Source organism: Klebsiella planticola (assembly GCF_000783935.2).
GTDB classification, from domain to species: Bacteria; Pseudomonadota; Gammaproteobacteria; order Enterobacterales; family Enterobacteriaceae; genus Klebsiella; species Klebsiella planticola.
This window is the reverse complement of the sequence record NZ_CP026047.1, coordinates 4,550,193-4,575,974: the sequence shown is the minus strand read 5'-3', so window position 1 is coordinate 4,575,974 and position 25,782 is coordinate 4,550,193. Positions and strand designations below refer to the sequence as shown.

Below are 25,782 nucleotides of genomic sequence, written 5' to 3'. Positions count from 1 at the left end.
GTGGCATATGTTTTATATTATTGCGCTGACGCTGCTGGTTTTGGGCGCCGGAGGGTTAACGCGGGTCTGGCTGCTAAAACGGCGCCGGGAGCGTATTTATCACCTGCTGGAGCAGAGCAGCCAGCAGTACGCTTTTATCCCGCAGGATAATACGACGCCGGTTGAGCGAATAATGAGGAAAACCAGTCGCCTCGTCTCATGGACCGCGATGCTGGATAAGAATATTGTTGCCAAGGCATTAACTGCATTAGCGCTCACGATGCTTTTGTTTTTAATTGACGTCTCAGGGATCTATACATTTTCCCGGGATATTTTATTTCTTTGTATTTTATCTGTAGTCGTTGTCGTTATTTTGCTACCTAATCTGCTTAAAGAGATGACCATCAAAAAGCATATGAAAAGGATCTCTGATGACCTGCCATTTGTTATCGATATGCTGGCAGTCTGCGTGCAGTCCGGGATGACCATTGAAAAAGCCTTACGCTATATCGCCGACAATACCTATGCCATTAATCCCAATATCGCCACCTTGTTTGACCGGGCGATGCTCAAAACGGAGGTCAACGGGATTAACGCCGCGCTGGAGCAGCTTTATGAGGAGGTGCCGGGGACGGAGGTCAGGATGCTGTGTTCGACCTTACAGCAGAGTATTAAATATGGCTCGTCGATATATCAGGTGTTGATCGATCTGTCGAAAGAGATGCGCGAACTGCAGTTGCTGCATACGGAAGAGAAGGTGGCCAGCCTGTCAGCAAAAATGACGTTGCCGATGATCGCTTTCATTATGTTTCCACTGCTGGTTATCGTTGCGGGGCCAGGCATTATCGGGATGGTGTCAATATGGTCAAATTAATCTCTCCTACGGCGTTACTGGCGCTCTTTGTGTTGTGTGGATGCCAGAGTCAAACCGGCAGCGGTGGTGAACTCAATGATAGCCAGCGTGAATATATTCTCAGTAAGGTCAATAACTATAATGGCTTGATCAAGCTTTACCGTGAAAAGCTCAGCCGTAAAGAGGATAAAGATACCCGGTACCAGCTGGCGGAATACTATTATCTGGCGGAGGATTTCGACTCTTCCCGCCAGTATTTGCAGCCGCTGATCGCCAACAATCCTGATGAGCGGGCGTTATTACTGGCCAGTAAAAATCTGATGGAGCTCGGGAATTATAGCGATGCGCAGGCGATGGTTTCCGCTGTGCTCAGGCAGAACCCCACAAGCGGGGAGGCCTGGAATATGCAGGGGATCCTGCTGGCGCAAGATGGCGATTTTAGCGGCGCCGCCCGGGCGTTTAATCAAGCGAGGCAGCGCTTTGTTGATGACGATATCGTGATTAACAATCTGGCGATGCTGGCCATCATGCAAAACGATTACGCCACTGCCAGAGACTATCTTTTTTCTCTTTATGGCAGGGGGCATGCGAGCCAGAAAGTGCTGCATAACCTCGTCTACGTGCTGGTGAAGCTCCAGGACTTTAACGGTGCCGAAAGTATCCTGCAGCAGGAAAAGATGGCCGACCGTAGCGAAGGGCTGATGGAAGCCCTGGCGAAAGTGAATCCGCGTCCACTGGTGCGGTCCGCTGCGCCTTCAGCCCCGGCTCCGGTGACGGTGGCGAAAAGCGCTGCGCCAGCGGTGAAATCTGCTGCGCAGGCCGGCGTTGCACCGCCGGTAGTCAGCACCACTGCCGCTGGACGTAGTCCGGTCTCCGCTCAGGATGAGATCGCCCGGCTGCTGGATAATCAGCCGACGGTGAAGCCGGCAGGGCTGCCGGAAAAGGCCTCGCTGTCGTTAACCAGCGGTCTGAAAGACGTTTCTGCGGTTCGCTCCGGGCGCCATCCCGGCTATTTCCGCATGACGCTGGAATCGCAGCATGCCATTAATTTCCGTGAACTTCCCAGCGCGGATAAAAATAAGCGTATTTTTGAATTACAGAATGTCAGGCTAGGGCATGCGTTGCTGCGGGCGGCGAACGATATTCCCAGGGAATACCCTAACATCAACAAATTGACGTTTTATCAGAATCAAACTGATGCGGTTTTAATTGAGTTTGAATTTACCCACTCACTGGCCAAATCGAAGGTATTCCGCATCGCCGCGGGTAAGATTCCAGGGGAACGACTGGTATTTAATATTTATTACGGCTGAACCGCCGGATCTGCTTTTATACGGAAATAATTATTATGAAAATTTATGAATACAAAGATCTGCTGGTGCAGGTACCGGCGGGCGTCACGCATCTGATGATCGGCGCGGATGGAGTATTACGCGGCTATCGCAACAGGCCGGATATGTCGTTACCCCGCCCCTGGGAAACCACTGACAGTATTATTCCAGGCGTACTGAACTGGGAAAAATCACACGCTGAGATTGTCGCGCTGCGGGAATACTCTCCGGTTATTATCCACGAGTTTGCGCAGCCGGGAACCGAACGTTTCCGCGTCGGCGATAAATATACGCTGCATGCGACTATCAATGAGGAACTCTGTTTGACCTCAGAGGTTCATGCGGTGGTCAGTTGCTATACGCCGGGCATGAAGCCATGGTGCCAGATATTAAAACTGAAGGTCGAAGGGCTCTCTATCGACAATATCTTGCTGGCAAATGTTAAAGAAGTTCTTCATGACTTAAAGGTCACTGATTAATTACAACAGAATGAAATGACAGGAGAAAATAATGGCTGAAATGGAAAAGTTACTCGATGGACTGGTTAACCTTGATGGTGCGCTGGGCGCGGCGCTGGTCGATGCGCGTAATGGCATGCTGTTGCACGGCGTGGGCTCCGCCGGTCTGGATGTCGAAATTGCCGCCGCGGCCATTACTGACGTTCTGCGCGCCAATATCAAGATGCTGAAATTAATGGCTACCGGAGATGAGGTGGAAGACATCCTGATTACGCTGGGTAAACAGTACCACATACTCCGACCGGTGAGGGCCGTGGATGGGGTATTCGTTTATACCATTCTCGATCGCCGCAATGGAAATCTGGCGCTGGCCAGACGCAAAGTGACGGACGTCGAAGAGGCCATCGTCATTTTATAAGTAACCCCGCCGGCGTTAAGCCGGCGGAGGACATAAGGTTCGGGATGATGAAAGACTATAAGGTGATCCTGGTAGGGCGCAGCGGTTCAGGTAAGACCACGGCTATCCGTAGTGTCAGTGAAATCAACGTCGTGTCAACGGACGTACGGGCCTCGGACCGCGTTGTGGCAGAGAAAGAAACCACCACCGTGGGTTTTGACTACGGCGAACTGACTATTCCTGGGGGGCAAAACCGGATGCGGCTTTACGGCACTCCGGGGCAGGAACGCTTCACGTTTATGCGCGATATCCTGGAACGCGGCAGCGCGGGGATTCTGCTGCTGGCCGATAATCACCGGCCTGACCCGCTGGCGGAGACTCGCAGCTGGTTGCAGGCGCTGAAATCCGGCCCGTTGCCGGGGAATGCGATCGTGCTACTGGGCATCGTTAAGTGTGATTTGTCCCCCTTACCTGATATTGAACAATACCAGCGCTTGCTACGGGAGGAAGGTCTGTGCTTTCCGGTCGCTACGCTGGATGCACGCAGCCCGGAAAGGGTTTTATTTCTGCTCAAGGTGCTGTTTTGCCAGCTTGAGCGTGCAAGAAATGAAGAGGTTTATTCCTGATGACAAGCATACTTCCTTTTGCGATTGAAGATGCCGGTACCCTGTCTACTGAACTCAGCCAGCAGATTCAGCAACTGCTGCTCGAGTTTGCCCGGAACTATCCCGTTATGGGGGAGCTACTGGTGGCGACCGCAGATGGTTACGAAGTCGCGGCAGTGCTCAAAGAAGAGGACCCCGGGAGGTTACATAAAATCGCGGCGATGACCAGCTCCTTGCTCGGGGTGGGCGTCGCGATGCTGAATGAAATCGATGCCGGAGGGCAGAAGGCCATCACCGTCGAGGGCGAGAGGGACAATATCCTGCTCTGGCAGGTCGCTACGCAGCGTTTTCCATTATGTCTGACCGTGGTGGCCTCCGCGCAGGAGCCCCTCGGGCAACTATTCTGGCTTCTGCGCCAGTTGGCGGCGGCCATTGCTGAGATTTGCCATGCGCAGCCCGATCTGCCGCCGCCACAGGAATATGATTATGAATGATCCGTTAACAATGTCCTTCGCCGTCAGATTATGCTCGGCAGACATGAGCTGTGGTTTTATTTCCGTTACACCGGTACTGGATAACAGGGCAGAGTTAATTCAGCAGCGCCTGAACTGGTATCACCAATGGCTACACTCGCTGAGTTGCCAGTTGCAAAAAGAGAGGCCGGTTCCGCAAGATATTTTCCCGCTTCTGCTGCAGCAGGCGGTTGAATTAACGGCTGCCGATATTCTTAGCGATGCTATTGCGCTGGCTCCAGTGCTTTACGATCGCGACAGCAAAATCATGGAGAGCGTAACCACTTATTTTTCCTGGCTCCAGACATGCACTCTGTCGGGCCCGGAAGATAATGACATGACGGTGCTCGAGAACCCGTCCACTGAATAAAAAGTGACGCGGTTAAAATCATATTTTTATGACGAGCGGAGAGCGAGGATTATCGTGGATATCGTTTGGCTATTGACTGCCGGTATTAGCGGAGTGCTTATCTATATTTGCTATATGGATATCCGCTGGCGGCGGATTCCTAACCGGGCCACGCTGCTGATACTGCTGCTCTCCTGTCTCGCAGGATTTACGCATATGCCATATCCGGCGTTCATTCTCCCCGGCATCCTGCTGGCGCTGGGTTTTATCGCCGTGATGGTGAAGTTGATGGGCGCCGGGGATATTAAGCTGGTGTGCGCGCTGGCGGTGGCGCTGTCAGTACCGGAGACCGGTAATTTTTTGCTGCTGACGGCCATCGCGGGTATTCCCGTCTCTCTTGCCAGCCTGTTCTATTTTTATTTCTTCGCCCGCGAGCAACGCGCGACGGTGCCATATGCGCTGGCCATCAGCTGCGGGTACTGGCTACAGGCGTGGGTATAACCATTGGTGAATGTATGTTAACAAAGATAACAAGCGGCCTGCGTCGTTATTTATGTGATGAACACGGCGTAGCGGCTATGGAATTTTCCATGGTGTTTATTCCTTTTATTATTTCGATACTTTTTATTGCTGAGATGTGCCGGGTGGTTTTTATTTCCTCGGCGCTGGATCTGATTATCGCCGAGTCGGGGCACATTGCCGCTATTACCCGGGTGCCGGAAAACTATCAGCACTATTTTAATGATGAGATAAATAAACGTATGGCGGACTGGCCGCTGATTTCACGCGATGTCCATGTCGAGCTGTCGGTGGCCTGGTGTGACAGTATTTCTGCGGTGCTTAACCACGCCTGCACCACCACGGATGCGCGCAATAAGCCGCTGGCATTTTATAGCGTGACCACTGATTATCAGCCGCTGTTTTTTTTCTTTCCTTCCCAAAGTGTCATCCGTGAACTGAGCCGCAAGATTTTACTGGTACAGGAATTTCAGCGTGAGACAGAAAATGATGAGTAAAACGATGGGCGCTATACAACGCTATTTGCGCGACGATCGTGGATCCGTCGCGATTGAGGCCGGTCTGTACTTCGTCGTCTTTTTTTTGCTGTGTGCGCTGCTGGTGGATTTCAGCGCCGTCTTTCTGAATAAAAGCTACCTCGAACGGGTAACCCATTCGCTGGCCAGCGTTGTGCGCGAAAGGTCCGACTTTTACGGTGAAAAAGAGGAGCTAAGCCAGCAGGAAGTCAGTGACCTCTACGAACTGGCCGGCGTTTTACTGGAGGAGAGCCGCCTGGCAGGCAGCCGTTATCAGCTGGTGGTGGAGGCCGTCTTTTTTCAACCCAGCGGCAGTAAGGCGCAAAAAAACGTGTTGAATACCCAGTCTTTGTCCCAGGGGACCGGGAGCTGTCGCAGCCGACTTGCGATAACCAGTACGCAGATTGCGGATCTGTCGCCGTGGGATACGAAAGGGCGCTGGCTGCCGGTTTATCAGGTGACGATATGCCTGCCGGGCGGCGAGAGCATGTTTAAACGCGCGCTGAATAGCGTCGGAATAGAGATCGGCGATATTGCCATCAGCAATGCGGTGATCCCGCGTTAATACCGTTCCTTATGGGCGAGGTGAAAATTATGCGAAGCCGGTTTTTACGGTTTATCGTACGTCTTTTGCGTCAGGAGTACGGCGCGATAACCGTGATGTTTGCCATTATGTTTCCGCTGTTAATGATGTTCTATTCGGTGGCGTATGATGGCGCTAATTTACAGAGCAGTCGCGCCAGGCTGGCGGATGGCCTTAATCAGGGCGTACTGGCGGTGGCCATGGTCGATAACCGCAATAGCACCGCCGCGGATAAGGCGGAGAATATTACGCTACTGCATAACTACCTGTCCTACTATGTGCCGGATGCGACGATCGCCAAAAACGATCTGACCGTTGCGGTAGGAGTGAACTACAGCACGACGGAAACTGGCAAACTTGACTCCGTGGACTATACCGCCAGCGGGAAAGCCAGCATGCGGCCAATAATCGGCGCGCAGCAAGAGGTCGGTTTTGACTCCGCGGTGGATATTCGTGCCGACAGCGGCGCGGGTGTGGTCAGAAAAACATTTGAAGAGATAAAGTACCCGACGGACTATGCGCTGGTGCTGGATTTTTCAGGATCGATGTTAAGTTCGTCCTCAGAGCCAGGACTGACCAGAATCGAGTTGTTACGTAAAGTTGTCACGGAGTTTATTGGCGAGGTTTTAAATGATGACTCAGTGACTAATACCGTAGGAATTATTCCCTTTACTGCTGGTGTATCAGTCATCCTTCCTGGAGAGAATATTGCTGGGGGGGGGGAAATTTTGGTTGTTCATATGTTGGCAAGTTCCTGCCAAAGTATGCAGGGGTAGATCTGGATTTTTGGTATAACAAAATGAGGTTTAACACTACAGCAACAACACCTACGGAAGTTCTCCAGTCGTATAACTATGATTCATTATTATACGGCTGGTACAATGATGTCGTTAGTCCGGCGACAGGATTTAGTATAGATGAAATGGTTAATAAAGGCTGGTGTGTGAAAAATCCACAATACGGTAGTACGGTTGGAAGAGCTCAATATAGTTGTGATGCTGACACGCGGGCCAATCTTTTTAATCACTATACTGAATTTCAGGAAAGCCGCGCAGCAGCACATGAACTCATGTATTATGCTTATACCCAGCGTACAATATTCAATACTGTAACGATGGATTTTGACGGTTTAGTTGCCGATGACTTTATGTTTTCAGATCAGGCCGTGACCACTTTCAAGTATATGGTTAATACTATTGCTAATCGGCCTTTTTATTTTGACTGCTATTCAACATTTGGTAGTATTAGTACAACTGTTGCGAGCAATACATTGAAGAGCAAGACAGCTAAACCAGCTTCTTATCTTATTGAGTTAACTAATGACCGTCAAATAATTGATAAATTCAGAGAGATGAATGTCACCGATGGTACAACCTATGTCACTTCAGGACTACTGCGCGCGCTTCCTGTCATCGCTAAAGGGAATAACCCAAGGAAAGCAATAATTGTCATTTCAGATGGCATTGATATTGATGGTGGTGTTTTGACCAAAAAATTATTTGATCAATATAATTTGTGCAACCGAATTAGAGAGGGGCTGCTGCGTTACCCTGAGGGTACGCCTACACAACTGGCGGATATATTCTTTATTTTCACGGTCAATAGCTCAGAAACGACCACAGCTCTCGATCTCTGGCGCAATTACTGCGCAGGAGACAACGTTTTTCTCGCCACCAACTACCAGGACATTATTAACGTCCTGACGGGGATTGCGAAAAAATCCTCGGTGAAATTTATCAATAAAAATGAGCCGGAATAACCCCCCGCGTGACAGGAGGTCAGAGTGTTGGATTTGGCTGTTTTGGCTAATCAGTGTGCGCCAGACATCGCGCCCCAGGTACTGGAGCGTTTAATGAAAGTGGAGTCGTCGTTTAATCCTTACGCCATTGGCGTGGTGGGCGGGCGACTGGCGCGTCAGCCCCGGCATAAGGAAGAGGCTATCGCTACCGCGCAGTATCTGGCACAGGCGGGCTGGAATTTTTCGCTGGGGCTGGGCCAGGTGAACCGCCATAACCTCGACAAATACGGACTGGATTATGAAACCGTCTTCGATCCTTGTCATAACGCCCGTGCCGCTGCAGGTATTTTTAATCAATGCCTGCGCCGCGCTTCGGTCAAGTTTTCAGCGCAACAGGCGCAGCTGGCGGCGTTTTCCTGCTACTACAGCGGCAATTTCCGCCGTGGCTTTCTTCCCGAAGGGCAGACACAGACCAGCTACGTAGACCGGATCATGGCGGTAAAACCGACGCTGACAGCTGGCAATGCCGCGCCCATTGCGGTGATTCCGGATGGGCAATCCCGACCAACGGCGAAAGCCTCCGCCGCAAAAGAAAACCGGCAAACGACGCCCGGAGCCAGGCTATCCAAGGTCGCCGGCGCTTCATCCCATCGAGGGGTGAAAGCTCTGCGGGGTGATTAGCCGGGGTTTGCCTGCGGCGGATGATTCTGGTCGGTGTCATGCTCTGGCAACGAAGTCTCCCCGGAGGCGGCGCGCGGCGCCTTATCCGGCCAGGTGCTAGCAGAGGGCTGGAACCGTAGCCCCGCTCAGCGTCAGCACAAGCGGGGGATAGCGGCAGGCTAAAAAACTATTTACGCAGCAGCCGCTGTAACCGCGTCTGACGCCAGCTGCGGATCCATCCGCCGAAAACAAACAATCGCAAACCTCTCACCAGCAGCAATGCCCCCCAGATCCCGGCGACCCAGGCAGACCAGTAGTTGCCTGGGTCGGTAAACCGGTTAAGTAAAACCAGCAACACGCACACCACCACGGCGGTCGATAACGAGCGGAAAAAGCGGCTTTCCTGATGCACACGCGCTTTTGCCTCTTCGATACGTAAATCGAGAGACTCTTCATGGCCCGCCGGGGAGTCACCGGTGATATCGGCAACGTTAACTTCAAAGACGGCGGCAAGGGCGCTCAGCGTTTCCAGCCCTGGGCGATCGCCGTTCTCAATACGCTGGATAGTCCGCACGCTGAGGCCGGCAAGTTCTGCCAACTGCTCCTGGGACCATGCGCGCTGCAGACGTAGTTGTTTAACCTGATTACTGCTGTTCATCATGTCTATCTCCGGGTGAAAACCTGAGATGGAGTGTGGCGCGGGGCACTGTCGGGCACCACGATCCGCAGCCGACAGTTGCCCGACATTAACCCGACAGCCGCATGACGCCTGGGGTTACGCGTTGACGGCCGAACAGCCATTCTGCCACGGACGGACTTTCATTCCGCGGAAGATCATCAGCCAGGCAACGATAATAGCCAGCATCAGCACCACAAACAGCGACCAGTGCGGCATATGGGTCAGGATAGATCCGGTAATCATCGGGTTGAAGGCCGCTCCCAGCCAGCCCAGCGACTGGGCGGAAAAGTAGCTCGCCTTCATGCCGGCGGGGGCAATGTTATCAATCAGCATATACTCGCCGGGCGCGTAAATGACCTCGCCAAGCGTAAACACGGCGGCAGATATCCCCCATAGCAGCAGGCTGCTGTCGGAAAGAATAAATCCCCCCAGACCGAGGACGAAACAGAGCGTACCAAAGGTCATGAGCGGGCGAATATTGCTGGCGCTTAAGCGGCGGCCGACGGCGTACTGCAGCGCAACCACCACGGCGGCGTTGACCGGGAGCACCACCGCCACCACCTTTTCGGCAAAATCGCTATCGGCGACCACCAGCACATACTGTGAAATACAGGAGGCGAATGAGCCGCCGACGAACGAGGCCAGCAGACCGGAAAGCGTAAACCACATCAGCGCGCGGTCGCGCAGTAACACGGAAGGCGACCATTGGGTGGCATTATCCTGAGCAATAGCCGCCGAGGTGCGCTGAACGAAGAGCTGAATACCAACCAGCGGCAATGCGGCGCAGGCCGCCGCCAGCCAAAATGGCAGGTTGATACTGTGCATCACCAGCAGCGTGCCGATGGGCGGGCCGACGGTCCAGCCGATGTTCAGGAAGGTATAGTTGAGCGAGAAGATCCGCGCTTTCTTTTCCGGCGACAGGACATCGGCAAACCAGGCCTTCAGCACGGTGGAGAAAACGGAATAGGCGCAGTTGATCAGGGCAAAGAAAAACACCACCAGGTTTACGCTATTGACCAGCGGAATCGCGATAAAGCCGCAGATAAAGGCCAGCACGGCGATCAGCATATAGCGCTTTTTATCAAACTTATCGGCCAGAATGCCAAACCCCATACTAAAGACGACGCCGACGGTGAGGGCGATGGAGAGCGCATAGCCAATTTTATCCACCTCAAGCTGATACTGGCGGGTGAGGAAGATGGTCATAAAGGGCAGCGTTGCGCCACGGCCGATAGTCAGCAGCAGCGAAGACGCCAGCAGCGCGATGGTGGAGCGCCTGATGGTCGGTATCATGTTCTTTGCCTGATGAAATGTTATTTTTATGTTGTATTGCTCACAAATACCATGCTCTCAGGACCTTGTATAGCGCAACACGGTGTCATCACGTGCTTTGACACCCTGCTAAAAATAATGATCTATCCGCCGGCCGCTTTTTTGGGTACTTTGATTTTGTTCACAAAAATTCATATAACAACAGAGGCAGGGTATGACACGTAAAGACGGGCTGCTGGCGCTGCTGGTGGTAGTGGTGTGGGGGCTGAATTTTGTGGTGATTAAGGTCGGACTCCACAATATGCCGCCGCTGATGCTGGCGGGACTGCGTTTCTTACTGGTGGCCTTTCCGGCGCTGTTGTTTGTTGCCCGTCCTAAAATCCCGCTGCGTCTGCTGCTCGGCTATGGCCTGACCATCAGCTTTGGTCAGTTCGCCTTTTTATTCTGCGCCATCGGTCTTGGGATGCCCGCCGGGTTGGCCTCTTTGGTGCTGCAGGCTCAGGCGTTCTTCACCATTATTCTTGGCGCCTTTGCCTTCGGTGAACGCCTGCAGGGAAAACAGCTGGCCGGGATTGCGCTGGCGATTTTTGGCATCCTGGTGCTGGTGGAAGCCAGCCTCGGCGGCCAGCATGTCCCGGTCGTCGGATTTATGCTGACTCTGGCAGCGGCGTTGAGCTGGGCGTGCGGGAATATCTTTAATAAGAAGATCATGTCCCGCGCCGAGAAACCGCAGATTATGTCTCTGGTGGTGTGGAGCGCGTTGATTCCGGTGCTGCCGTTTATGCTGGCGTCCTGGGCGATCGATGGCCCGCAGACGATGGCGGCGAGCCTGATTCATATTGATATGCTGACCGTGCTCTCGCTGCTTTATCTGGCGTTTATTGCCACGATTGTGGGCTACGGCATCTGGGGCTCGTTGCTCGGGCGCTATGAAACCTGGCGAGTGGCGCCGCTGTCGTTGCTGGTGCCGGTAGTGGGGATGGCCAGCGCCGCGCTGTTGCTCGGCGAAACGCTGAACGGCTTGCAGCTGCTGGGCGCCGTACTGATTATGGCCGGGCTGTATATCAATGTTTTCGGCCTGCGGGTCTGGCGGACGGGCGCGGTTCCGAGATAAGAAAAGCTCTTATATCTGGACAGGGATGTGTTTTGCATCGCGGCGCACTGCTTGCTTGCCATGGATGGTCTTGGGCCATGCTGTGGTCAGGCTCAACGTTAATGAGTGACCAAAGGAATGTAGATGATTGATGACATCCGTTACCTGATCGTTTTTGCCAAAATTGTCGAGGCGGGGTCCATCTCAGGTGGCGCAGAAGCGTTAGGGTTGACAACCGCAACGGCGAGCACGCATCTATCGAAACTGGAAAAAAATCTTGGTAGTGCGCTGCTCTATAGAAATACCCGGAAGCTCTCTCTGACTCACGATGGCATCAATTTGCTGGAGACGGCCAAATCGATGCTCGAGCTGTATGAGAAGGGGGTTATTGAATTTAAGCAGCGGTCTATATCAACAGCTAACAAGCTGCATATTTCTGTCCCCGCCGTTTTTATCAATAGCGCATTTACGCGCCATCTTGCGGTGTTTATAAAAGAGTATCCGGATGTTTACCTGAACATTTCTTATAGCGATACGCGGAAAGATATTATCGGCGAGAGTATTGATGTTGCGTTTCGGATTGGGGAGCTCCCGGACAGCTCACTCAAAGCCCGGCATCTTTTTGTGCTGCCCCGGCAACTGGTCGCATCAAAGGGCTTGTTAAGCCATTACAAGCCCATCAATCACCCCGATGACCTGGAACATCTGCCCTGGATTGGCCTGACCATGAGGCAGAACAACCGGGAGTTCAGGCACAAAAGTGGCGAGCTGGCGTTAGTAAAGTATACGCCAACGGTTGTCGTTGATAATGTTGAAGCGGCCTATGCTCTTGCAAAGCAACAAATTGGACTGGCGGCTCCCCCTCGCTACCTGAGTGAGGATGATGTTAAGCGCGAAAAAATACAGGAAGTCCTCCCCGACTGGTCATTGGAACCTCTAAAGGTGTATGCCATATGGCCTGCGAATATATCGACCAGCAGTATTGCCTACAAACTGATTAATAATATTTATAACTCCGTTGAGTCTCATCAATTATGAATGCCTGAGGAGTGGCATACAGAGCAAGTAGCCCGCCGTAACGATCAGCAAACTGCCCATCAACAGGTTAAAAGTACGGATGCGTTGCCTGCTCCTGAGCAGCATTGACACTCTGTCGCCGATAACCGCCCATGAAGCCAGTGAGAGATAGCAGACGACAAAATAAATCATGATAAAGACCGATACCGTCGTATTGGTGGACGGGTTGGAAAATAACGCCGCTCCGGATGCGCAGGCCGTCCAGGCTTTCGGGTTGAACCACTGCATTAAAAACCCCTGAATGAAACCTGGGGTATCTGCTTGTTGTAATGACAAATCAGGGCGAGATGAGGCTATTTTATAACCCAGGTACATGATAAATACGGCGCCGGCAACGTTGAGATATTTGAAAAACAAAGGATGCTGTGCAATTGTGGCGGAGAGTCCGAAACAAACGAATATAAGCAATAAAGTAAATCCGATTGTCGCGCCTGAGACAAACGGGAAGGTTTTTCTAAATCCATGGGCTGCCCCCGACGATATAATGATCATATTGACCGGGCCTGGTGACAATGACAGGGTGAGGGAAAAGATGAACATCGTAAAAATTAAAATCATTTTTTCTCCGTGAGGGTTTACTACTTATTAAATATGGGGTGGTTCTTTTATTGCATAATAACCTTGCCGAACTCCCTACAGGCTACATATAAATATTCATTAGAGTAAGTGGCTTTTCTCTAAAGGTGTGTTTGATTTTTTCACAGCAAAGTGGAATAGAATCAACGGCAAACCCGGCTGATTGCCCGGGCATTGAAGCCGACGGCGCGCTGGAGATCTGAATGAATTAACGTTTTAACTTGTCAGGGTGACCGGCAGCCCCGTGCCGTAGCAGACGTGGCTAACCCGGCGCGTATGCTGAGAGGCGGTGGCATAAACCAGGCGATCTTCGCTGAGAAACGTTACCTGACGAGGCGAAGTCCTCGCGAAACAATTCTCTTGAATTCCTCACACTGGGTATGCTCGGGCTGAGTACAACGCGCAACATGCTTCAGTCCGCGGCTTAATAACTGCAGTCTGCGAATGGTAACGTCGATTTCCCGTGAGCGTTTGTGGAGCAGTTCGCGGTTAATATCTGGATGACCCTCGGTACCGAACATCACTGCAATGTCATCCAGAGAAAACCCTGCGGCCTGTCCCAGCGCAATGAGTTGCAGTTTATACAGCACATTCTCATGGTACTGCCTTCGAAGGCCATTTCGACCGACAGGCCGAATTAATCCTTTCTTTTCGTAATACCGCAATGCGGAGGGTTTAACCCCGGAAAGGTCAGCGATTTCTCTGATATCCCGTTCTTTCATGGTTGACTTAAACCTCACTTTAAGTTGCACACTGGCTGCCAGCTTAGCATTCCAACCACGAGGAGCAGACATTGGATATGATGATTTTCTTTAAAACGGCCATCACCGGCATTGGCGCGACGCTGGTGATGGATTTATGGTCACTTTTACAAAAATACCTGCTCAAAGTACCGCCGCTAAACTATGCGCTGGTTGGGCGCTGGATTTTATGGTTGCCCAGAGGAAAGTACTGGCATCATACGATTGCCTCAACGCCGCGAATACAAGGGGAGATGTTCACCGGCTGGGTGTTTCACTACCTGATCGGGGTCATTTTTGCTTTTGTACCGCTTATGCTCAGCGCAACCGTCTGGCTCAGCGAGCCCTCACTGAACATTGGTATTCTGGCCGGTTTGTCGACTTTATTCGCACCGTTGATGATTCTACAGCCCGCATTTGGTTTTGGTATCGCGGCATCACGCACCCCTCGTCCCTGGCTGGCGCGTCTGCTCAGTCTGCTCACGCATCTGGCGTATGGGGGAGGGCTGTATATCGCGGCCCTGATGATCAACGCCTGGGGATAACGCCTTTTCGTCAGCGCAGTTTCACCCGCGTACAGCGCTGCGGCTTCCATGACAACACAAAAAATGGTAGGGAATATGGAGATGAATGCAATTGCAAATGATATTTATTTTCATTAGTGTTTGCATTCCGTAAGTTACTGTAAAGAAAAATTACATGTCTATCGTATCCCTGAAGAAAGCAACGCTTTGCGCGCTGGCCATTTCATCTTCCCTGCATGTTGTCTCTGCCTCGGCTAAGGATTTTACCGAGCAGGCATTCCGCTCACAGCCTCTTGGTCACGGCGTTTATGAACTGGCTTATGATAACCGTCAGAAGGTGCTCTATGCCGCCTCCGCGCCCTCGTTTGATAAAGATAAAACGACGGGAATAGTGTTTCGACTGGCGGCCGATTCTCTGCAGATTAATCAGAAAATCGTCACCGAACGGCGCACCTTTGCGCTTTCTCTGGATGAAGAAAACCATATCCTGTATTTGGGCAATGCCCTGGATGGTTCGCTAACGCTGGTGGATACGCTGACCAATAAGGTGATCAAAACTATTCAGCTAAGCGATGATTCGGATCCTGAGAAACAGGCTCACGTCCGTGAAGTGGTGCTGGATAAGCCAAATCAACGTCTGTATGTATCCGGAATCGGGCGCAAAGACAAAGGGCGGCTGTGGGTTGTCGATACGCGCAAGCAGCAGCTTATTGAAACGCTGAATCATGTCGAACCGGTGGGGTTTGCCGTTGATGACGCGGGTAACAAAGTTTATGTGGTGACCGGCAACGGGGAGTTGGTTACCCTCGATGGTAAAACGTCGAAGCTCCTTGCCCGCGTGAAGGTTGACCCGGCTGAACCTGACCATTATTTCCTCAATATCGCCCTGAACAGCGCCGCAGGAGTTGGGTATATCGCTGATACCAATACCCGCGATGTGCTGGTGGTGCAGCTGGACTCCGGCAAGCTGGTGGATCGTATTGCCTCGCCGAATTCGGTCGCCGTGCTCTATAACGCCGCGCGCGATGAAATCTACGTTACCCATCGCAACGATCGCTCGCTTAGCGTCATCGACGCGAAAACCCATCATCTCAAACACACGATCAAAACGGCGGCCATGCCCAACAGTCTGGTGCTTTCTGCGGATGCCGAAACGCTTTATGTCAGCGTTAAACAGGACGAAAAAAGCGACCAGCCCGACTACGTTCTCAAGATTGATCTAACTAAATTCTAAGGACTTTTTTGTGACGATTAAGACACACATGGAGGTGGCGATTGCGCTCGCCTTCGTCAATCTGCCTGCGGCGGCATACGCCGCAGATAGCGCCGCCGTAAACGAAGATCAGATGGTAGTCACCGCCACGGGTTTCAGCCAGGAGAGGCGCGAGGCGCCGGCGACGATCTCGGTGCTGGATGAGAAGGCGCTGAATACCCGTTCCAATCAGAATGTAGCGGAAGCGTTGCGCGAGATGCCGGGCGTGCTGGTGGGCAACGGTCACGGCAGTCTGGCGACCGGTGATGTGCAGATGCGCGGTATGGATTCGACCTATACCTCGTTTATGGTGAACGGTATTAAGCAGTCTACCCGCGAATCCCGTCCCTACGGGCATCACATTGGTAGCGAAGCGGCTTTTATGCCGCCGCTGGCTGCCATTGAGCGGGTTGAGGTCATACGCGGGCCCATGTCCTCACTGTATGGCTCTGACTCCATTGGCGGCGTGGTCAACGTCATCACCAAAAAGGCCTGGAACCTCGAAAAATGGACGGGGGTGCTGGAGGATAATTACTTCCTGCAGGAAAAAAGTGAATACGGCAACACTAATCAGACCAACGCCTTCTTAATGGGGCCTGTTATCCCAGGCAAACTCGGGGTCAGCGTGGGCGCCGATTATCTTGATCGCCGCGATGATGACAGCCCAACCAAAGAGCGTTTCGTGAAGCATCAGGCCGGGAATCTGGACGCCACCATTTCTCTGTCGCCAATCGATACGCAGCTTTGGGATTTGAACGTCGCCAAAGGCAATCAGGAGAAAACCCATAACGATAAAGCGTGGTACTGGGGTTTTGACCGCGATGCGGCCTCGCTTTCACAGCATGCCTGGTACGCTGATGATCGGGTGGAGGTGAAGAACTTTATCAGCTACGAGAAGGCCCGCACGGAGTACCGCGTGCCCGGGATGGATTCGCAATTTATTAAGCAGAATAATTTTGAGGCCAATAGCGCGAACACCTTTACTCTGGCCGATCACAAGCTGACGTTAGGCGTTAACTTCACGCGCAATGAGCTGAATGACACCTTCGGTATTGCGGATAAGCAGGCGCCCGGCGTCACCCCGGTGAGTAAAATTACCCGTCATGGCTGGGCGGTTTTTGCGGAAGACGCATGGATGATAGTGCCGGACTTTACGCTGACTACCTCTGCGCGCCTGGATCATGATAGCTACTTTGGCTATCACGTCACGCCTAAGCTGTATGGTAACTGGACCCTCGACGAAACCTGGGCGCTGAAGGGGGGCGTCTCTGCGGGTTATAAAAAACCGGATTTACGTCAGAACAACGCCGGTTTTACCAGCGTCTATGGTGCTTATCCCTATTCAGAGATTGGCATCGGCAACGACGATCTGAAGCCGGAACAGAGCATCAACACCGAACTGGGCGTGTACTGGCAGCATGACGCGCTGGCGCTGGATGCGACTCTTTTCCATACCAAATTTAAAGATAAAATCAGCGACCATACCATCTGTACCTCATCTGCCACCCAGCAGTGTCAGTACAATGGCTATACCGCTGATAGCGTGTCGCAATATATTAACGTCGGAGATGCGGAGATCTACGGTCTGGAGCTGAACGGCGACTGGCAGGTGACCGCGGCGCTGAAGGCGAACGCCAACTATACCTATACCCACAGTGAACAGAAAAGCGGTGAGTATAAGGGCTATGCGCTAAATGATTTCCCGAGCAGTATGGCCAACGTTTCGCTGACGTGGAATACCACTTCCGATCTGGAGCTGTGGACGAAGGCGAGCTGGCGCAGCAACTCGCCGGATATCGGCAAATCCAGCTCAACGGATGCCTATGCGCTGGTGGATTTAGGCGCCCGTTACCATCTGAATAAACAGGTTACGTTGATGAGCGGTATCTACAATCTGTTTGATGTCAATCCGGTTTACACCACCGCCTACAGGCAGACCGCGATGCTGGAAGGGCGGCGCTATAATTTCGGCGGCCGCGTGGAGTTCTGAATGTGAGGCAGGGGTCGAATGGCCCCTGCGAAACGATGGTAGACAGCCCTGTCAGGGGCGGAAATCCACAACGGCATTGTTGAATGTCTGATAGGTTTCTTCATCAGGCGCTGGCGGAATCTGCGCTTCCTTTAGCGCGGATATAATTTTCGCGCAAAATGCCGGATCGCCATGCGCTACCGTTGGATTCTGTACCTTCCCGTCACGCTGGAGCGTGAGGCGCACGGAGCATTGTTGCCCCTGATACGACTGCGGCCGATCTATTTTAGCGAAGATAGCCGTTCTGACCTGCATCAGATAGCGTGAGACATTGGCCTGCGGCGAATTATTTGCACCCATTTGATAATCGCGAAACATCTTATCCACTTCTGCAGATAATTGAGCCTCTTCAGCGCTATCCGGCGCAGAAGTGGTGCCCGAGCAGGCGGTAAGGAGTAAAGAGAGGAGACAAAAGAGTGCGGGGCTGGGTCTCAGGGTCATGGCATACCTCCTTGTCTGGGATGATAAATTCCGCGTGCCAGGTGGACATCTTCTGCTATTCAGCGATGGTATTCAAACGTTAATCAGCGAGTATACCTGCGGTGGTTTGACCGCAGGCATGATTTTCGTGTGACGCTGTCACTTTTTATGTGAACGCCAGCAGGCTACCGCATCCAGTCGCCGATAATTTCTCCGTACAGCTGTTCCGCTTCCTCCAGCCGGCTGAGCAGGCAGTACTCATCGGTTTGATGGGCCAGAGACGGCTCGCCGGGGCCGAGAATAATACAGGGCGGGTTGCCCAGCGCGGGCAGCAGCAGGGAGGCGTCGGTAAAGTAGGGAACCACGCGCGGCGCAAGCGGCCGATCGTGCAGCGGCTGGCAGCGCTGATAAACCTGCTTTATCCATGCGTGATCCTCTTCGCTCAGTACCGCGGGTAAGTCCACCAATGTGGACACCGTGACGCTCTCGCCAAGCAGCGTGGTCAAGCGCTGGCGGATGGTGGCATGCTGTAAATTGGGCGCGCTACGGATATCGACATCAAAACGCGTGCGGTCCGGCACGGAATTAATATTTAACCCGCCTTCGATACGTCCGACATTAAGAGTCGGCTGCTTCATCAGCGGATGCGGCGCGCCGGGTGAAAAATGTTGAATCTTACCCAGCGCATCCGCCGCCAGATAGATAGCATTAATCCCCAGTTCCGGCATCGCGCCGTGGGCGGTTTTCCCCCGCGTTTCACAACGTAGCCAGAGGGCGCCTTTGTGGCCGATAACCGGGTAATTGGCGGTGGGCTCGCCGACGATCAGCGCCCCGATGTCCGGCAACGTCGCGGAGGCGATCAGCGCCCGGGCGCCGTCGCACCCGGTTTCTTCCCCTCCGGTAATCAGCAATACCGCGCCGCTGCCGGCGAGAATCGTTTCCCGCTGATGAATACAGGCAACGGCAAACGCCGCCACCGCTGCTTTCATATCGCTGGAGCCGCGTCCATAAAGACGCCCGTCCTCCGTCTGCGAACCGAAAGGATCGTACCGCCACTGCGCATTACCGAGCGGCACGGTATCCAGATGGCCAGTAAAGGCCAACGGTTTACCGGCTGTCGTCCCGGGCAGCCAGGCGATCAGATTGCTGCGTCCCTCGCCGAACGACGACAGCGAAACCGCAAAGCCGCGGTGTTGAAGCCAGTCGGCAAAGAACCGCATGCAGTCAGCTTCGCGACCTGGCGGGTTAATGGTGTTAAAGCCCAGCAGCTGCCGGGCCAGTTGAAGAGTCGTGGTCATCAGCCGCGTTCCGTCAGCCAGTCAAGACAGTTGATCCACAGCTGGCGATAGCCGGACCATTTGGCAAACTCTTCCGGCAGCCAGTGCGCGGACATATCGCTGGTCCACACCAGTGAGCGACCCTGTTGATATTCGCGAACGGCCAGCAGCGGATGACCGGTACCGGCGACCGTGGCCAGCAGCTTGCCTTGCGGATGCATTTCCACTTCGTTATAACCCAGCAGCCACGGCCATTCGCCAGGAATATCGTTAAACAGGGCGTGAGATTCGATCACTTCGGCATAGCAACCTTCCGGGGTTTCAATACGATCGTCCCATGCCAGGCAACGGACCGGCAGAACTTTCTCCACAGCGGTATGGCGATAGCGCGCGCCGCCGTTAATTCCCTGGAAGCTGAAATAACCACCAATCATCATCAGCGCGCCGCCGGCGGCAACGTAGTCATGGATCAGCGTCAGCCGGTTGGCGGTGCGCCGGCTTTTCAGCCAGGTATCCGGATGCAGCAGCAGCGTATTGGCGCCGATATCCGAGAGAATAATCGCATCCCACTGCCGCAGCGCTTCCTGAGTCAGCGGGAAGTCGGTCGCCGCCACGTGGGCGGGCATATAGGTGATCGCGTAATGACTGTCCGCAAGCGCGGCCAGAAAATCCGTTGCGCCGGTATGCCAGGTGGCGGTGGCAAACTGATCGAAGCCTTTAACGTGTGTTGAAGTGCTGGTCCAGGATTCCCCGACCAGTAAGATTTTTTTCTGCATTACGATTTTCCTTTTATCCGCCAAAGACCCGTTGGGGATTGCCAATCATCAAGGTTTCAAGCTGTTCGCCGCTGACGCCGTGGCGCCGCAGACGAGGAACAAAATGCTTGAGTATGTAGCCGTAACCGTGGCCGCCGTAGCGGGTGAGCATGGTTTTCAGGAACACATCCTGCGATAGCAAAATCTGCTGGAGATAGCCATCGTCAATCAGCTCGCGAATCGCGCGGGCGTTCTCCTCGTCGGAAGGCGACTGCGCCGATTCGTCGGCGTAGTAATAGCTCATGCCGATCATGTCGTATTCGAGAAACGCTCCGCGCTGCGCCAGTTCGCGCTGATAGCGCTTATCGGCAAAGCTTGGATTCATATGACACAGCACCGTATGGCGGAGATCGGCGCCTTCCTGTTCGAGAATATCCAGCACCCGGTGACCCAGTCTCTCCCAGCCCGGCAGATGGACCTCAATCGGCACGCCGGTCGCGGCGCTGGCCCGACCCGCAGCGCGCAGGGACTTCTCTTCATCCGCCGTAAAGCGACTGGAGATACCGATTTCGCCGATAAGCCCGGCGAGCACTTCCGGTTTCTCCTCCGCGCCACCAAGATCGTAAATCAGCCGTTCGGCCAGCTGTTCGACGCTGCTGGTTTTTACCCATTCGGGGTGTGAAGGCTCCAGATAGAGGCCGGTACCCATAATAATGTTCAGACCGGTCAGACGCGCGATGCGCGCCAGCGCGTTGGGATCGCGGCCAATGCCGATATTGGTCGGGTCGACCACCGTTTCCCCGCCAAGCGCACGATATTTGGTCAGTTCTTCAATCGCGACGTCGACGTCAAACAGCTGGCAGTTATCGCGGCTCATGAGCGGGTTCAGCGCCAGTTCGCCAAGGTTTTCCATCTTCACCGGCATTTCGGCGAGATGGCGATCGCTACAGCAGCAGGGCGGCACCCATTTGCCGGAAGCGTCCAGCAGAATATGCTCATGCATCAGCGCGACGCCCATCTCGCTAATCGGCAGCGGGCCAAGCACCGTCATGACGTAACCGCTGCTGACGCCGACCGGCAGCGGGGAGGGATGGCGAAAAATTGATCCTTTCATCAGCTATCTATCCTTTTGCCGCCGAGCGCGTGGGGTTGAGAATGCGGGTGTTCAGCCAGATTGCCAGCAGGATGATCGTGCCGGTGGCTATCTGGGTGTAGAACGGCGAAATATGCGACAGGATCAGCCCGTTCTGAATCACCGCAATCGACAGCGCGCCGAGGAGCGTGCCGATAATGGTACCGAAGCCGCCAAACAGGCTGGTACTGCCGAGCACCACGGCGGCGATGACCTGCAGTTCAAAGCCCTCGCCCTGGTTGGAGGAGCCGCTGCCGAGGCGTGCGGTAATAATCATTCCTGCCAGCGCGGCGGCCATTCCGCTGATGATATAGACCTTCATGGTCACCGCTTTGGTGTTAATCCCGCTGCGTCGCGCGCCTTCGGCATTCGCGCCGATCGCCGTGACGTAGCGGCCAAAGCGCATATGGTTAAGAACGATATGCCCGATAACCAGAACCATAATGCCAATCAGCGCGGGCATGGGGATCCCCACGACCCAGGCGCGCCCTATAAAGGTAAACAGGCTGTCAGCGGGAAGCGGAATCGAATAGCCCTGGGTGACCAGTAGCGCGATGCCGCGCACAACGGCGAGGGTGGCGAGGGTGACGATAAACGCCGGAATGCCTTCATAGGCAATAAAGAAGCCGTTAATGGCGCCGACTAATCCGCCGAGCAGCAGGCCGCCGAGTAGTACCACCGGCCACGGCAGCCCCCAGTTGTTGAGGGCGATAGCGGAAAGCGCTCCGACTAACGCGAGGGTGGAGCCCACCGACAGGTCAATGCCGCCGGTGGTAATCACCAGGGTCATTGCGGTTGCGACGATCAGCAGCGGGGCGCTCTGACGGATGATATTCAGCCAGTTGGTGCCGGTGAGGAAATTGCTGGTGATCAGTGAAAACACCACGCAACAGAAGACAAAAAACAGCGCGATGCTCACCACGCCCGAGTGGTTATGCAGCAGGCGGCGCGGCAGCGAATGCTGGATCATGCGGGAGCTGCTTAAGTTCATGATACTCATCCTGTTACCTCAATGTGCAGCCGCAGAGCGGGCGGTGAATTTTTCGCCCACAATCAGGTTAACGATATCGCTCAGGCTGGTGTCGGCCACCCGCCGGTCGGCGACGTTGGTCCCTTCATACATCACCATGATCCGGTCACAGACCAGGAACAGGTCCTGCAGGCGGTGGGTAATCAGAATGACGCTCACGCCGCGAGCGGAAACGCGACGAATAAGCTCCAGAACCGCTTCGACTTCCGCGACGGCCAGCGCGGCGGTGGGCTCGTCCATGATCAGCACCTTCGGGTCAAAAGCCGCCGCGCGGGCGATGGCAATGGCCTGGCGCTGACCGCCGGAAAGATTTCGCACCAGCAGACGAGTATCGGGAATGGAAATTCCCAGTCCTTTTAGCATCTCCCGGGCATCGGCGTGCATTCTGGCTTCGTCGAGAAAGGGGATGCCGAGAACCGATTTCATCGGCTCGCGACCCATAAACAGATTGCCCGCAACGTCGACCGTGTCGCATAGCGACAGATCCTGATACACCATCTCGATATGGCAACGGCGAGAATCGGCCGGATTAGTAAACTGGTGCTGTTCACCGTCGATACGAATCGTGCCGCTGGAAGGGATCACCGCGCCAGATAACACTTTGGTCAGGGTCGATTTCCCCGCGCCGTTATCGCCCACTAATCCCAGCACCTCGCCCGGAGCCAGCTCCAGGTTGACTCCGCGCAATGAACGTATCGACCCGTAGGTCTTGGTGATATTGATCATCTCCACCCTTGGCGGGGTAGTTTGTGGCTGCTGCATCTGATAACTCCCATCGCTATTGCCGGGAAAATGTTCGCCATCCTGTGTGAGAGACCCCATCCGACACGGTTTACATTCTAGTAAACCGGTTTACCTGCGGAGTGGAGTACTCACCAACACAGTCTGGTCAAACGCTATGTAAGATATTTGTTCGCCAGTAAGAACATTGCAGCATCCGTGCCAGGGCAGGAACAACACAGCAGCCCTGTGACTTAACCTTATGTAATAAAAAGAGTTTCTTGATTACATTCCGGTAAACCGGTTTACTGATTATAGTGAAGAGATAGTGAGTTGAACGTTTTTTGCGCCAAAACTGGGCGCTTTTGCGCCATTTTGGGACGCGCTTAACAAATCTTGATCGAGTCGCGGCCAATCCATTCAACCGGCAGACGGGTTTCCGCCGGGATATCTTTGTCGTCGTTGAGCAAGCGCATCATGATATTCACCGCGGTGCGGCCCAGCTCCCGGGCGGGCTGGCGGATAGTTGAAATCCGCGGCTGGGTGAAATCGGCATAGCTGGCGTCATCGAAGCCGACTAACGACAGCGCCTCCGGCGCCTGTAGTCCGCTGGCGCGCAGCCCGTCGAGCAGGCCAAGTACCAGATAATCGCTGGCGGCGAAGACGGCAGTAGGGCGAACCGGCTGACTAAACAGATACTGCAGCGCCTGTTGGCCGAACTCGCGCTGGTAGTCGCCGTACATAACCCATTCGGCGGGCCAGCTCAGACCGGCCTGCTCCATCGCGGTGCAAAAGCCCTGATAGCGTTCGCGAACGCTCATCAGCTTGTCCGGGCCGCCAACGAAAGCGATATGGCGATGCCCGGCGGCGATCAGCTTTTCGGTGGCAATTCGCCCGCCCTGGACGTTATCGGCAAAGACTTTGGGGACCTTACTGCCGGGAATATCCTCATCCAGCAGCACAATGCGTTCGTGGCGCTGAACCTCTTTGCGTAGCAGGCCGTTATCGGGGCGGTTAGTGGTGAACAGCAGACCATCGACCTGGCAGGTATCCAGCCAGCGTATAAACTGACACTCTTTTTCCGGGTTATTACGGGTGATACACAGCACCAGGCTGTAGCCGTGGGCAGAGGCGGCTTCTTCGGCGGCATCGGCCAGTTCGGCAAAGAAGGGGTTGGTGATATCGGGTAGCACCAGGCCGAGGGTTTCGCTTCCGCCTTTACTCAGACGGCGTGCGAGGCTATTACCGCGATAGTCCAGTTCGCGTATTGCCGTTTCAATGCGGTCGATGGTTTCCTGCGGCAGCACAATACTGTTGTTCATATAGCGTGACAGGGTAGCCTTCGACAGGCCCGCCAGCTTTGCCACGTCGGATAATAATACGCGTTTTATACTCATTTCCTGCGCCATTTCTGCCAGAATCGGCTATCTGTAACATAGTTAAGCGCGCTGGATACAGCAATTTCTCGGCTAACAATACCCTGAAATAAATGCTTGACAAATTTTAAATGGCGGAGAATTGTATAGGCAGTTTACCGCATCATCCGGGAAGTCATTCCCAAACCCGTTTAACTCATTCCAGTCGCGCACCGACACGGACCGGTTGCCGGAATGAAATTAAGCAGGTCCAGCCGAACGGTCGAAGATCGTTCTGGCCCTATAGACGATATTTGCCCGCCAAAAAAATAATCCTTCTGCGTTCGCATGCGGCGCGGAACTCTGCTGGCTATCAACTATTCCCGACGAGGATACTGATGATGTTATTTAACACCGGAAAACTGCGTTTTATTGCTGTAGCAACAACGATGCTGGCATCAATGAGTTTTATTTCTGCCGCCAGTGCCGCCGCTCCGACTTATGCGCTGGTACAGATCAATCAGCAGGCTCTGTTTTTTAATCTGATGAATAAAGGCGCGCAGGATGCAGCAAAAGCCAGCGGTAAGGATTTAGTTATTTTTAACTCGAACGACAATCCCGTCGCGCAAAACGACGCGATTGAAAACTATATTCAACAAGGTGTGAAGGGCATTCTGGTTGCCGCTATCGACGTTAACGGAATTATGCCCGCGGTAAAAGAAGCCGCTGCCGCTAACATTCCTGTGATTGCGATTGATGCCGTATTACCGGCCGGGCCTCAGGCGGCTCAGGTCGGCGTTGATAATATCGAAGGCGGCAGAATCATTGGCCAGTATTTTGTTGACTACGTGCAAAAAGAGATGGGAGGCCAGGCGCGGCTGGGTATTGTCGGCGCCCTGAACTCGGCGATTCAGAACCAGCGGCAGAAAGGGTTCGAAGAGACGCTGAAAAGCAATCCGAAGATTACCATCGCTAACGTTGTCGACGGGCAGAACGTGCAGGATAAAGCCATGACCGCGGCGGAAAACCTGATCACCGGTAACCCGGATCTGACGGCTATCTATGCCACCGGTGAACCCGCGCTGCTCGGCGCCATTGCCGCCGTGGAAAACCAGGGGCGCCAGAAGGATATTAAAGTCTTTGGCTGGGATCTGACGGCGAAGGCGATTTCCGGTATTGACGGCGGATACGTCACCGCCGTACTGCAACAGGACCCGGAAAAAATGGGGGCCGAAGCCCTCAAGGCGCTGAACAGCATTACCTCGGGTAAAACCGTGCCGAAAACCATTCTGGTTCCGGCTACGGTGGTGACCAAAGCGAACGTTGATACCTACCGCTCGCTGTTTAAGTAG

30 protein-coding genes are annotated in these 25,782 nt (G+C 53.8%); 19 read left to right on the top strand and 11 right to left on the bottom strand.

The window, feature by feature from the left end:
• The first annotated feature begins 7 nt into the window (after window positions 1-7).
• The 13 genes from MC50_RS21990 (at window position 8) to MC50_RS21930 (ending at window position 8,520) form a co-directional block, all read left to right on the top strand.
• Complete coding sequence (locus MC50_RS21990) at window positions 8-853, top strand: type II secretion system F family protein (protein WP_032699780.1); 846 nt, start codon at window positions 8-10, stop codon at window positions 851-853.
• Window positions 841-2,145, top strand: coding sequence for a tetratricopeptide repeat protein (locus MC50_RS21985; protein WP_052135804.1), 1,305 nt, complete (start codon window positions 841-843; stop codon window positions 2,143-2,145). Before MC50_RS21990 ends, MC50_RS21985 begins: the two co-directional genes overlap by 13 nt.
• Before the next feature lie 35 nt (window positions 2,146-2,180).
• Complete coding sequence (locus MC50_RS21980) at window positions 2,181-2,642, top strand: hypothetical protein (RefSeq protein ID WP_032687580.1); 462 nt, start codon at window positions 2,181-2,183, stop codon at window positions 2,640-2,642.
• A 31-nt stretch (window positions 2,643-2,673) separates the two neighbouring features.
• Window positions 2,674-3,039, top strand: coding sequence for a roadblock/LC7 domain-containing protein (locus MC50_RS21975; protein ID WP_032687582.1), 366 nt, complete (start codon window positions 2,674-2,676; stop codon window positions 3,037-3,039).
• A 44-nt stretch (window positions 3,040-3,083) separates the two neighbouring features.
• Window positions 3,084-3,644, top strand: a complete 561-nt coding sequence (locus tag MC50_RS21970) for a GTP-binding protein (RefSeq protein ID WP_223306627.1) — start codon at window positions 3,084-3,086, stop codon at window positions 3,642-3,644.
• Window positions 3,644-4,117: a roadblock/LC7 domain-containing protein gene (locus tag MC50_RS21965; RefSeq protein ID WP_047664936.1), complete on the top strand. Its 474-nt coding sequence runs from the start codon at window positions 3,644-3,646 to the stop codon at window positions 4,115-4,117. Before MC50_RS21970 ends, MC50_RS21965 begins: the two co-directional genes overlap by 1 nt.
• Complete coding sequence (locus tag MC50_RS21960) at window positions 4,110-4,505, top strand: hypothetical protein (protein ID WP_032696133.1); 396 nt, start codon at window positions 4,110-4,112, stop codon at window positions 4,503-4,505. The genes MC50_RS21965 and MC50_RS21960 overlap by 8 nt, the downstream gene beginning before the upstream one ends.
• Window positions 4,506-4,559: 54 nt before the next feature.
• Window positions 4,560-4,985 (top strand): A24 family peptidase, encoded by a 426-nt coding sequence (locus MC50_RS21955; RefSeq protein ID WP_032696134.1) that lies wholly within the window; start codon window positions 4,560-4,562, stop codon window positions 4,983-4,985.
• 89 nt (window positions 4,986-5,074) lie between these two features.
• Window positions 5,075-5,500, top strand: a complete 426-nt coding sequence (locus tag MC50_RS21950) for a hypothetical protein (protein ID WP_047664935.1) — start codon at window positions 5,075-5,077, stop codon at window positions 5,498-5,500.
• Window positions 5,478-6,083 carry a tight adherence pilus pseudopilin TadF gene (gene tadF / locus MC50_RS21945; protein ID WP_127913558.1) on the top strand — a complete coding sequence of 202 codons (606 nt, stop codon included), beginning with the start codon at window positions 5,478-5,480 and terminating at the stop codon, window positions 6,081-6,083. The genes MC50_RS21950 and tadF overlap by 23 nt, the downstream gene beginning before the upstream one ends.
• Before the next feature lie 29 nt (window positions 6,084-6,112).
• The gene (locus MC50_RS21940) at window positions 6,113-6,877 is read left to right on the top strand and encodes a TadE/TadG family type IV pilus assembly protein (RefSeq protein ID WP_190306311.1); all 765 of its coding nucleotides are present in this window, start codon (window positions 6,113-6,115) and stop codon (window positions 6,875-6,877) included.
• Window positions 6,878-7,044: 167 nt separating this feature from the next.
• A complete protein-coding gene (locus MC50_RS21935) occupies window positions 7,045-7,860 on the top strand; it encodes a vWA domain-containing protein (protein WP_127913559.1) in 816 nt (271 codons plus the stop codon).
• A gap of 24 nt (window positions 7,861-7,884) precedes the next feature.
• Complete coding sequence (locus MC50_RS21930; RefSeq protein ID WP_047664931.1) at window positions 7,885-8,520, top strand: lytic transglycosylase domain-containing protein; 636 nt, start codon at window positions 7,885-7,887, stop codon at window positions 8,518-8,520.
• A gap of 166 nt (window positions 8,521-8,686) precedes the next feature.
• Here the strand turns inward: MC50_RS21930 and MC50_RS21925 are convergent, their stop codons facing one another.
• Window positions 8,687-9,157, bottom strand: coding sequence for a helix-turn-helix domain-containing protein (locus tag MC50_RS21925; RefSeq protein WP_032687699.1), 471 nt, complete (start codon window positions 9,155-9,157; stop codon window positions 8,687-8,689).
• Between the two features lie 117 nt (window positions 9,158-9,274).
• A complete protein-coding gene (gene ydeE, locus MC50_RS21920; RefSeq protein ID WP_047664930.1) occupies window positions 9,275-10,471 on the bottom strand; it encodes an efflux MFS transporter YdeE in 1,197 nt (398 codons plus the stop codon).
• A gap of 193 nt (window positions 10,472-10,664) precedes the next feature.
• Between ydeE and eamA the strand changes: the two genes are divergently transcribed.
• Window positions 10,665-11,564 (top strand): O-acetylserine/cysteine exporter, encoded by a 900-nt coding sequence (eamA, locus tag MC50_RS21915; RefSeq protein ID WP_032696139.1) that lies wholly within the window; start codon window positions 10,665-10,667, stop codon window positions 11,562-11,564.
• 123 nt (window positions 11,565-11,687) lie between these two features.
• Window positions 11,688-12,581: a LysR family transcriptional regulator gene (locus MC50_RS21910; protein ID WP_047664929.1), complete on the top strand. Its 894-nt coding sequence runs from the start codon at window positions 11,688-11,690 to the stop codon at window positions 12,579-12,581.
• On the opposite strand, the gene MC50_RS21905 is transcribed toward MC50_RS21910, so the two are convergent.
• Window positions 12,576-13,178: a LysE family translocator gene (locus tag MC50_RS21905; RefSeq protein WP_032696141.1), complete on the bottom strand. Its 603-nt coding sequence runs from the start codon at window positions 13,176-13,178 to the stop codon at window positions 12,576-12,578. The genes MC50_RS21910 and MC50_RS21905 overlap by 6 nt on opposite strands.
• A 341-nt stretch (window positions 13,179-13,519) precedes the next feature.
• A complete protein-coding gene (locus MC50_RS21900; protein ID WP_047665600.1) occupies window positions 13,520-13,918 on the bottom strand; it encodes a helix-turn-helix domain-containing protein in 399 nt (132 codons plus the stop codon).
• A 77-nt stretch (window positions 13,919-13,995) separates the two neighbouring features.
• Here MC50_RS21900 and MC50_RS21895 point away from each other — a divergent pair, with 77 nt between their 5' ends.
• The 3 genes from MC50_RS21895 to MC50_RS21885 all read left to right on the top strand — a co-directional run bounded on the left by MC50_RS21895 (window position 13,996) and on the right by MC50_RS21885 (window position 17,702).
• Complete coding sequence (locus MC50_RS21895; protein WP_047665597.1) at window positions 13,996-14,481, top strand: DUF2938 family protein; 486 nt, start codon at window positions 13,996-13,998, stop codon at window positions 14,479-14,481.
• 154 nt (window positions 14,482-14,635) lie between these two features.
• Window positions 14,636-15,694, top strand: coding sequence for a 7-bladed beta-propeller protein YncE (gene yncE / locus MC50_RS21890; RefSeq protein WP_047664928.1), 1,059 nt, complete (start codon window positions 14,636-14,638; stop codon window positions 15,692-15,694).
• 28 nt (window positions 15,695-15,722) lie between these two features.
• Window positions 15,723-17,702 (top strand): TonB-dependent receptor domain-containing protein, encoded by a 1,980-nt coding sequence (locus MC50_RS21885; RefSeq protein WP_047664927.1) that lies wholly within the window; start codon window positions 15,723-15,725, stop codon window positions 17,700-17,702.
• Window positions 17,703-17,753: 51 nt separating this feature from the next.
• On the opposite strand, the gene tolA is transcribed toward MC50_RS21885, so the two are convergent.
• The 7 genes from tolA to MC50_RS21850 all read right to left on the bottom strand — a co-directional run bounded on the left by tolA (window position 17,754) and on the right by MC50_RS21850 (window position 24,484).
• Window positions 17,754-18,182 (bottom strand): cell envelope integrity protein TolA, encoded by a 429-nt coding sequence (tolA, locus tag MC50_RS21880; RefSeq protein WP_032687606.1) that lies wholly within the window; start codon window positions 18,180-18,182, stop codon window positions 17,754-17,756.
• Window positions 18,183-18,346: 164 nt separating this feature from the next.
• Window positions 18,347-19,459 (bottom strand): M20 family metallopeptidase, encoded by a 1,113-nt coding sequence (locus MC50_RS21875; RefSeq protein WP_047664926.1) that lies wholly within the window; start codon window positions 19,457-19,459, stop codon window positions 18,347-18,349.
• The gene (locus tag MC50_RS21870) at window positions 19,459-20,214 is read right to left on the bottom strand and encodes a glutamine amidotransferase (protein ID WP_047664925.1); all 756 of its coding nucleotides are present in this window, start codon (window positions 20,212-20,214) and stop codon (window positions 19,459-19,461) included. The genes MC50_RS21875 and MC50_RS21870 overlap by 1 nt, the downstream gene beginning before the upstream one ends.
• Window positions 20,215-20,227: 13 nt before the next feature.
• On the bottom strand, window positions 20,228-21,307 hold the full coding sequence (locus MC50_RS21865; protein ID WP_047664924.1) for a phosphotriesterase family protein: 1,080 nt from the start codon (window positions 21,305-21,307) through the stop codon (window positions 20,228-20,230).
• Window positions 21,308-21,314: 7 nt separating this feature from the next.
• Window positions 21,315-22,316: an ABC transporter permease gene (locus MC50_RS21860; protein ID WP_162180093.1), complete on the bottom strand. Its 1,002-nt coding sequence runs from the start codon at window positions 22,314-22,316 to the stop codon at window positions 21,315-21,317.
• Window positions 22,317-22,334: 18 nt separating this feature from the next.
• Window positions 22,335-23,081: an ATP-binding cassette domain-containing protein gene (locus tag MC50_RS21855; RefSeq protein ID WP_162180094.1), complete on the bottom strand. Its 747-nt coding sequence runs from the start codon at window positions 23,079-23,081 to the stop codon at window positions 22,335-22,337.
• A gap of 380 nt (window positions 23,082-23,461) precedes the next feature.
• On the bottom strand, window positions 23,462-24,484 hold the full coding sequence (locus MC50_RS21850) for a LacI family DNA-binding transcriptional regulator (protein ID WP_032687612.1): 1,023 nt from the start codon (window positions 24,482-24,484) through the stop codon (window positions 23,462-23,464).
• Window positions 24,485-24,828: 344 nt separating this feature from the next.
• Between MC50_RS21850 and MC50_RS21845 the strand changes: the two genes are divergently transcribed.
• A complete protein-coding gene (locus MC50_RS21845) occupies window positions 24,829-25,782 on the top strand; it encodes an ABC transporter substrate-binding protein (protein ID WP_032687613.1) in 954 nt (317 codons plus the stop codon).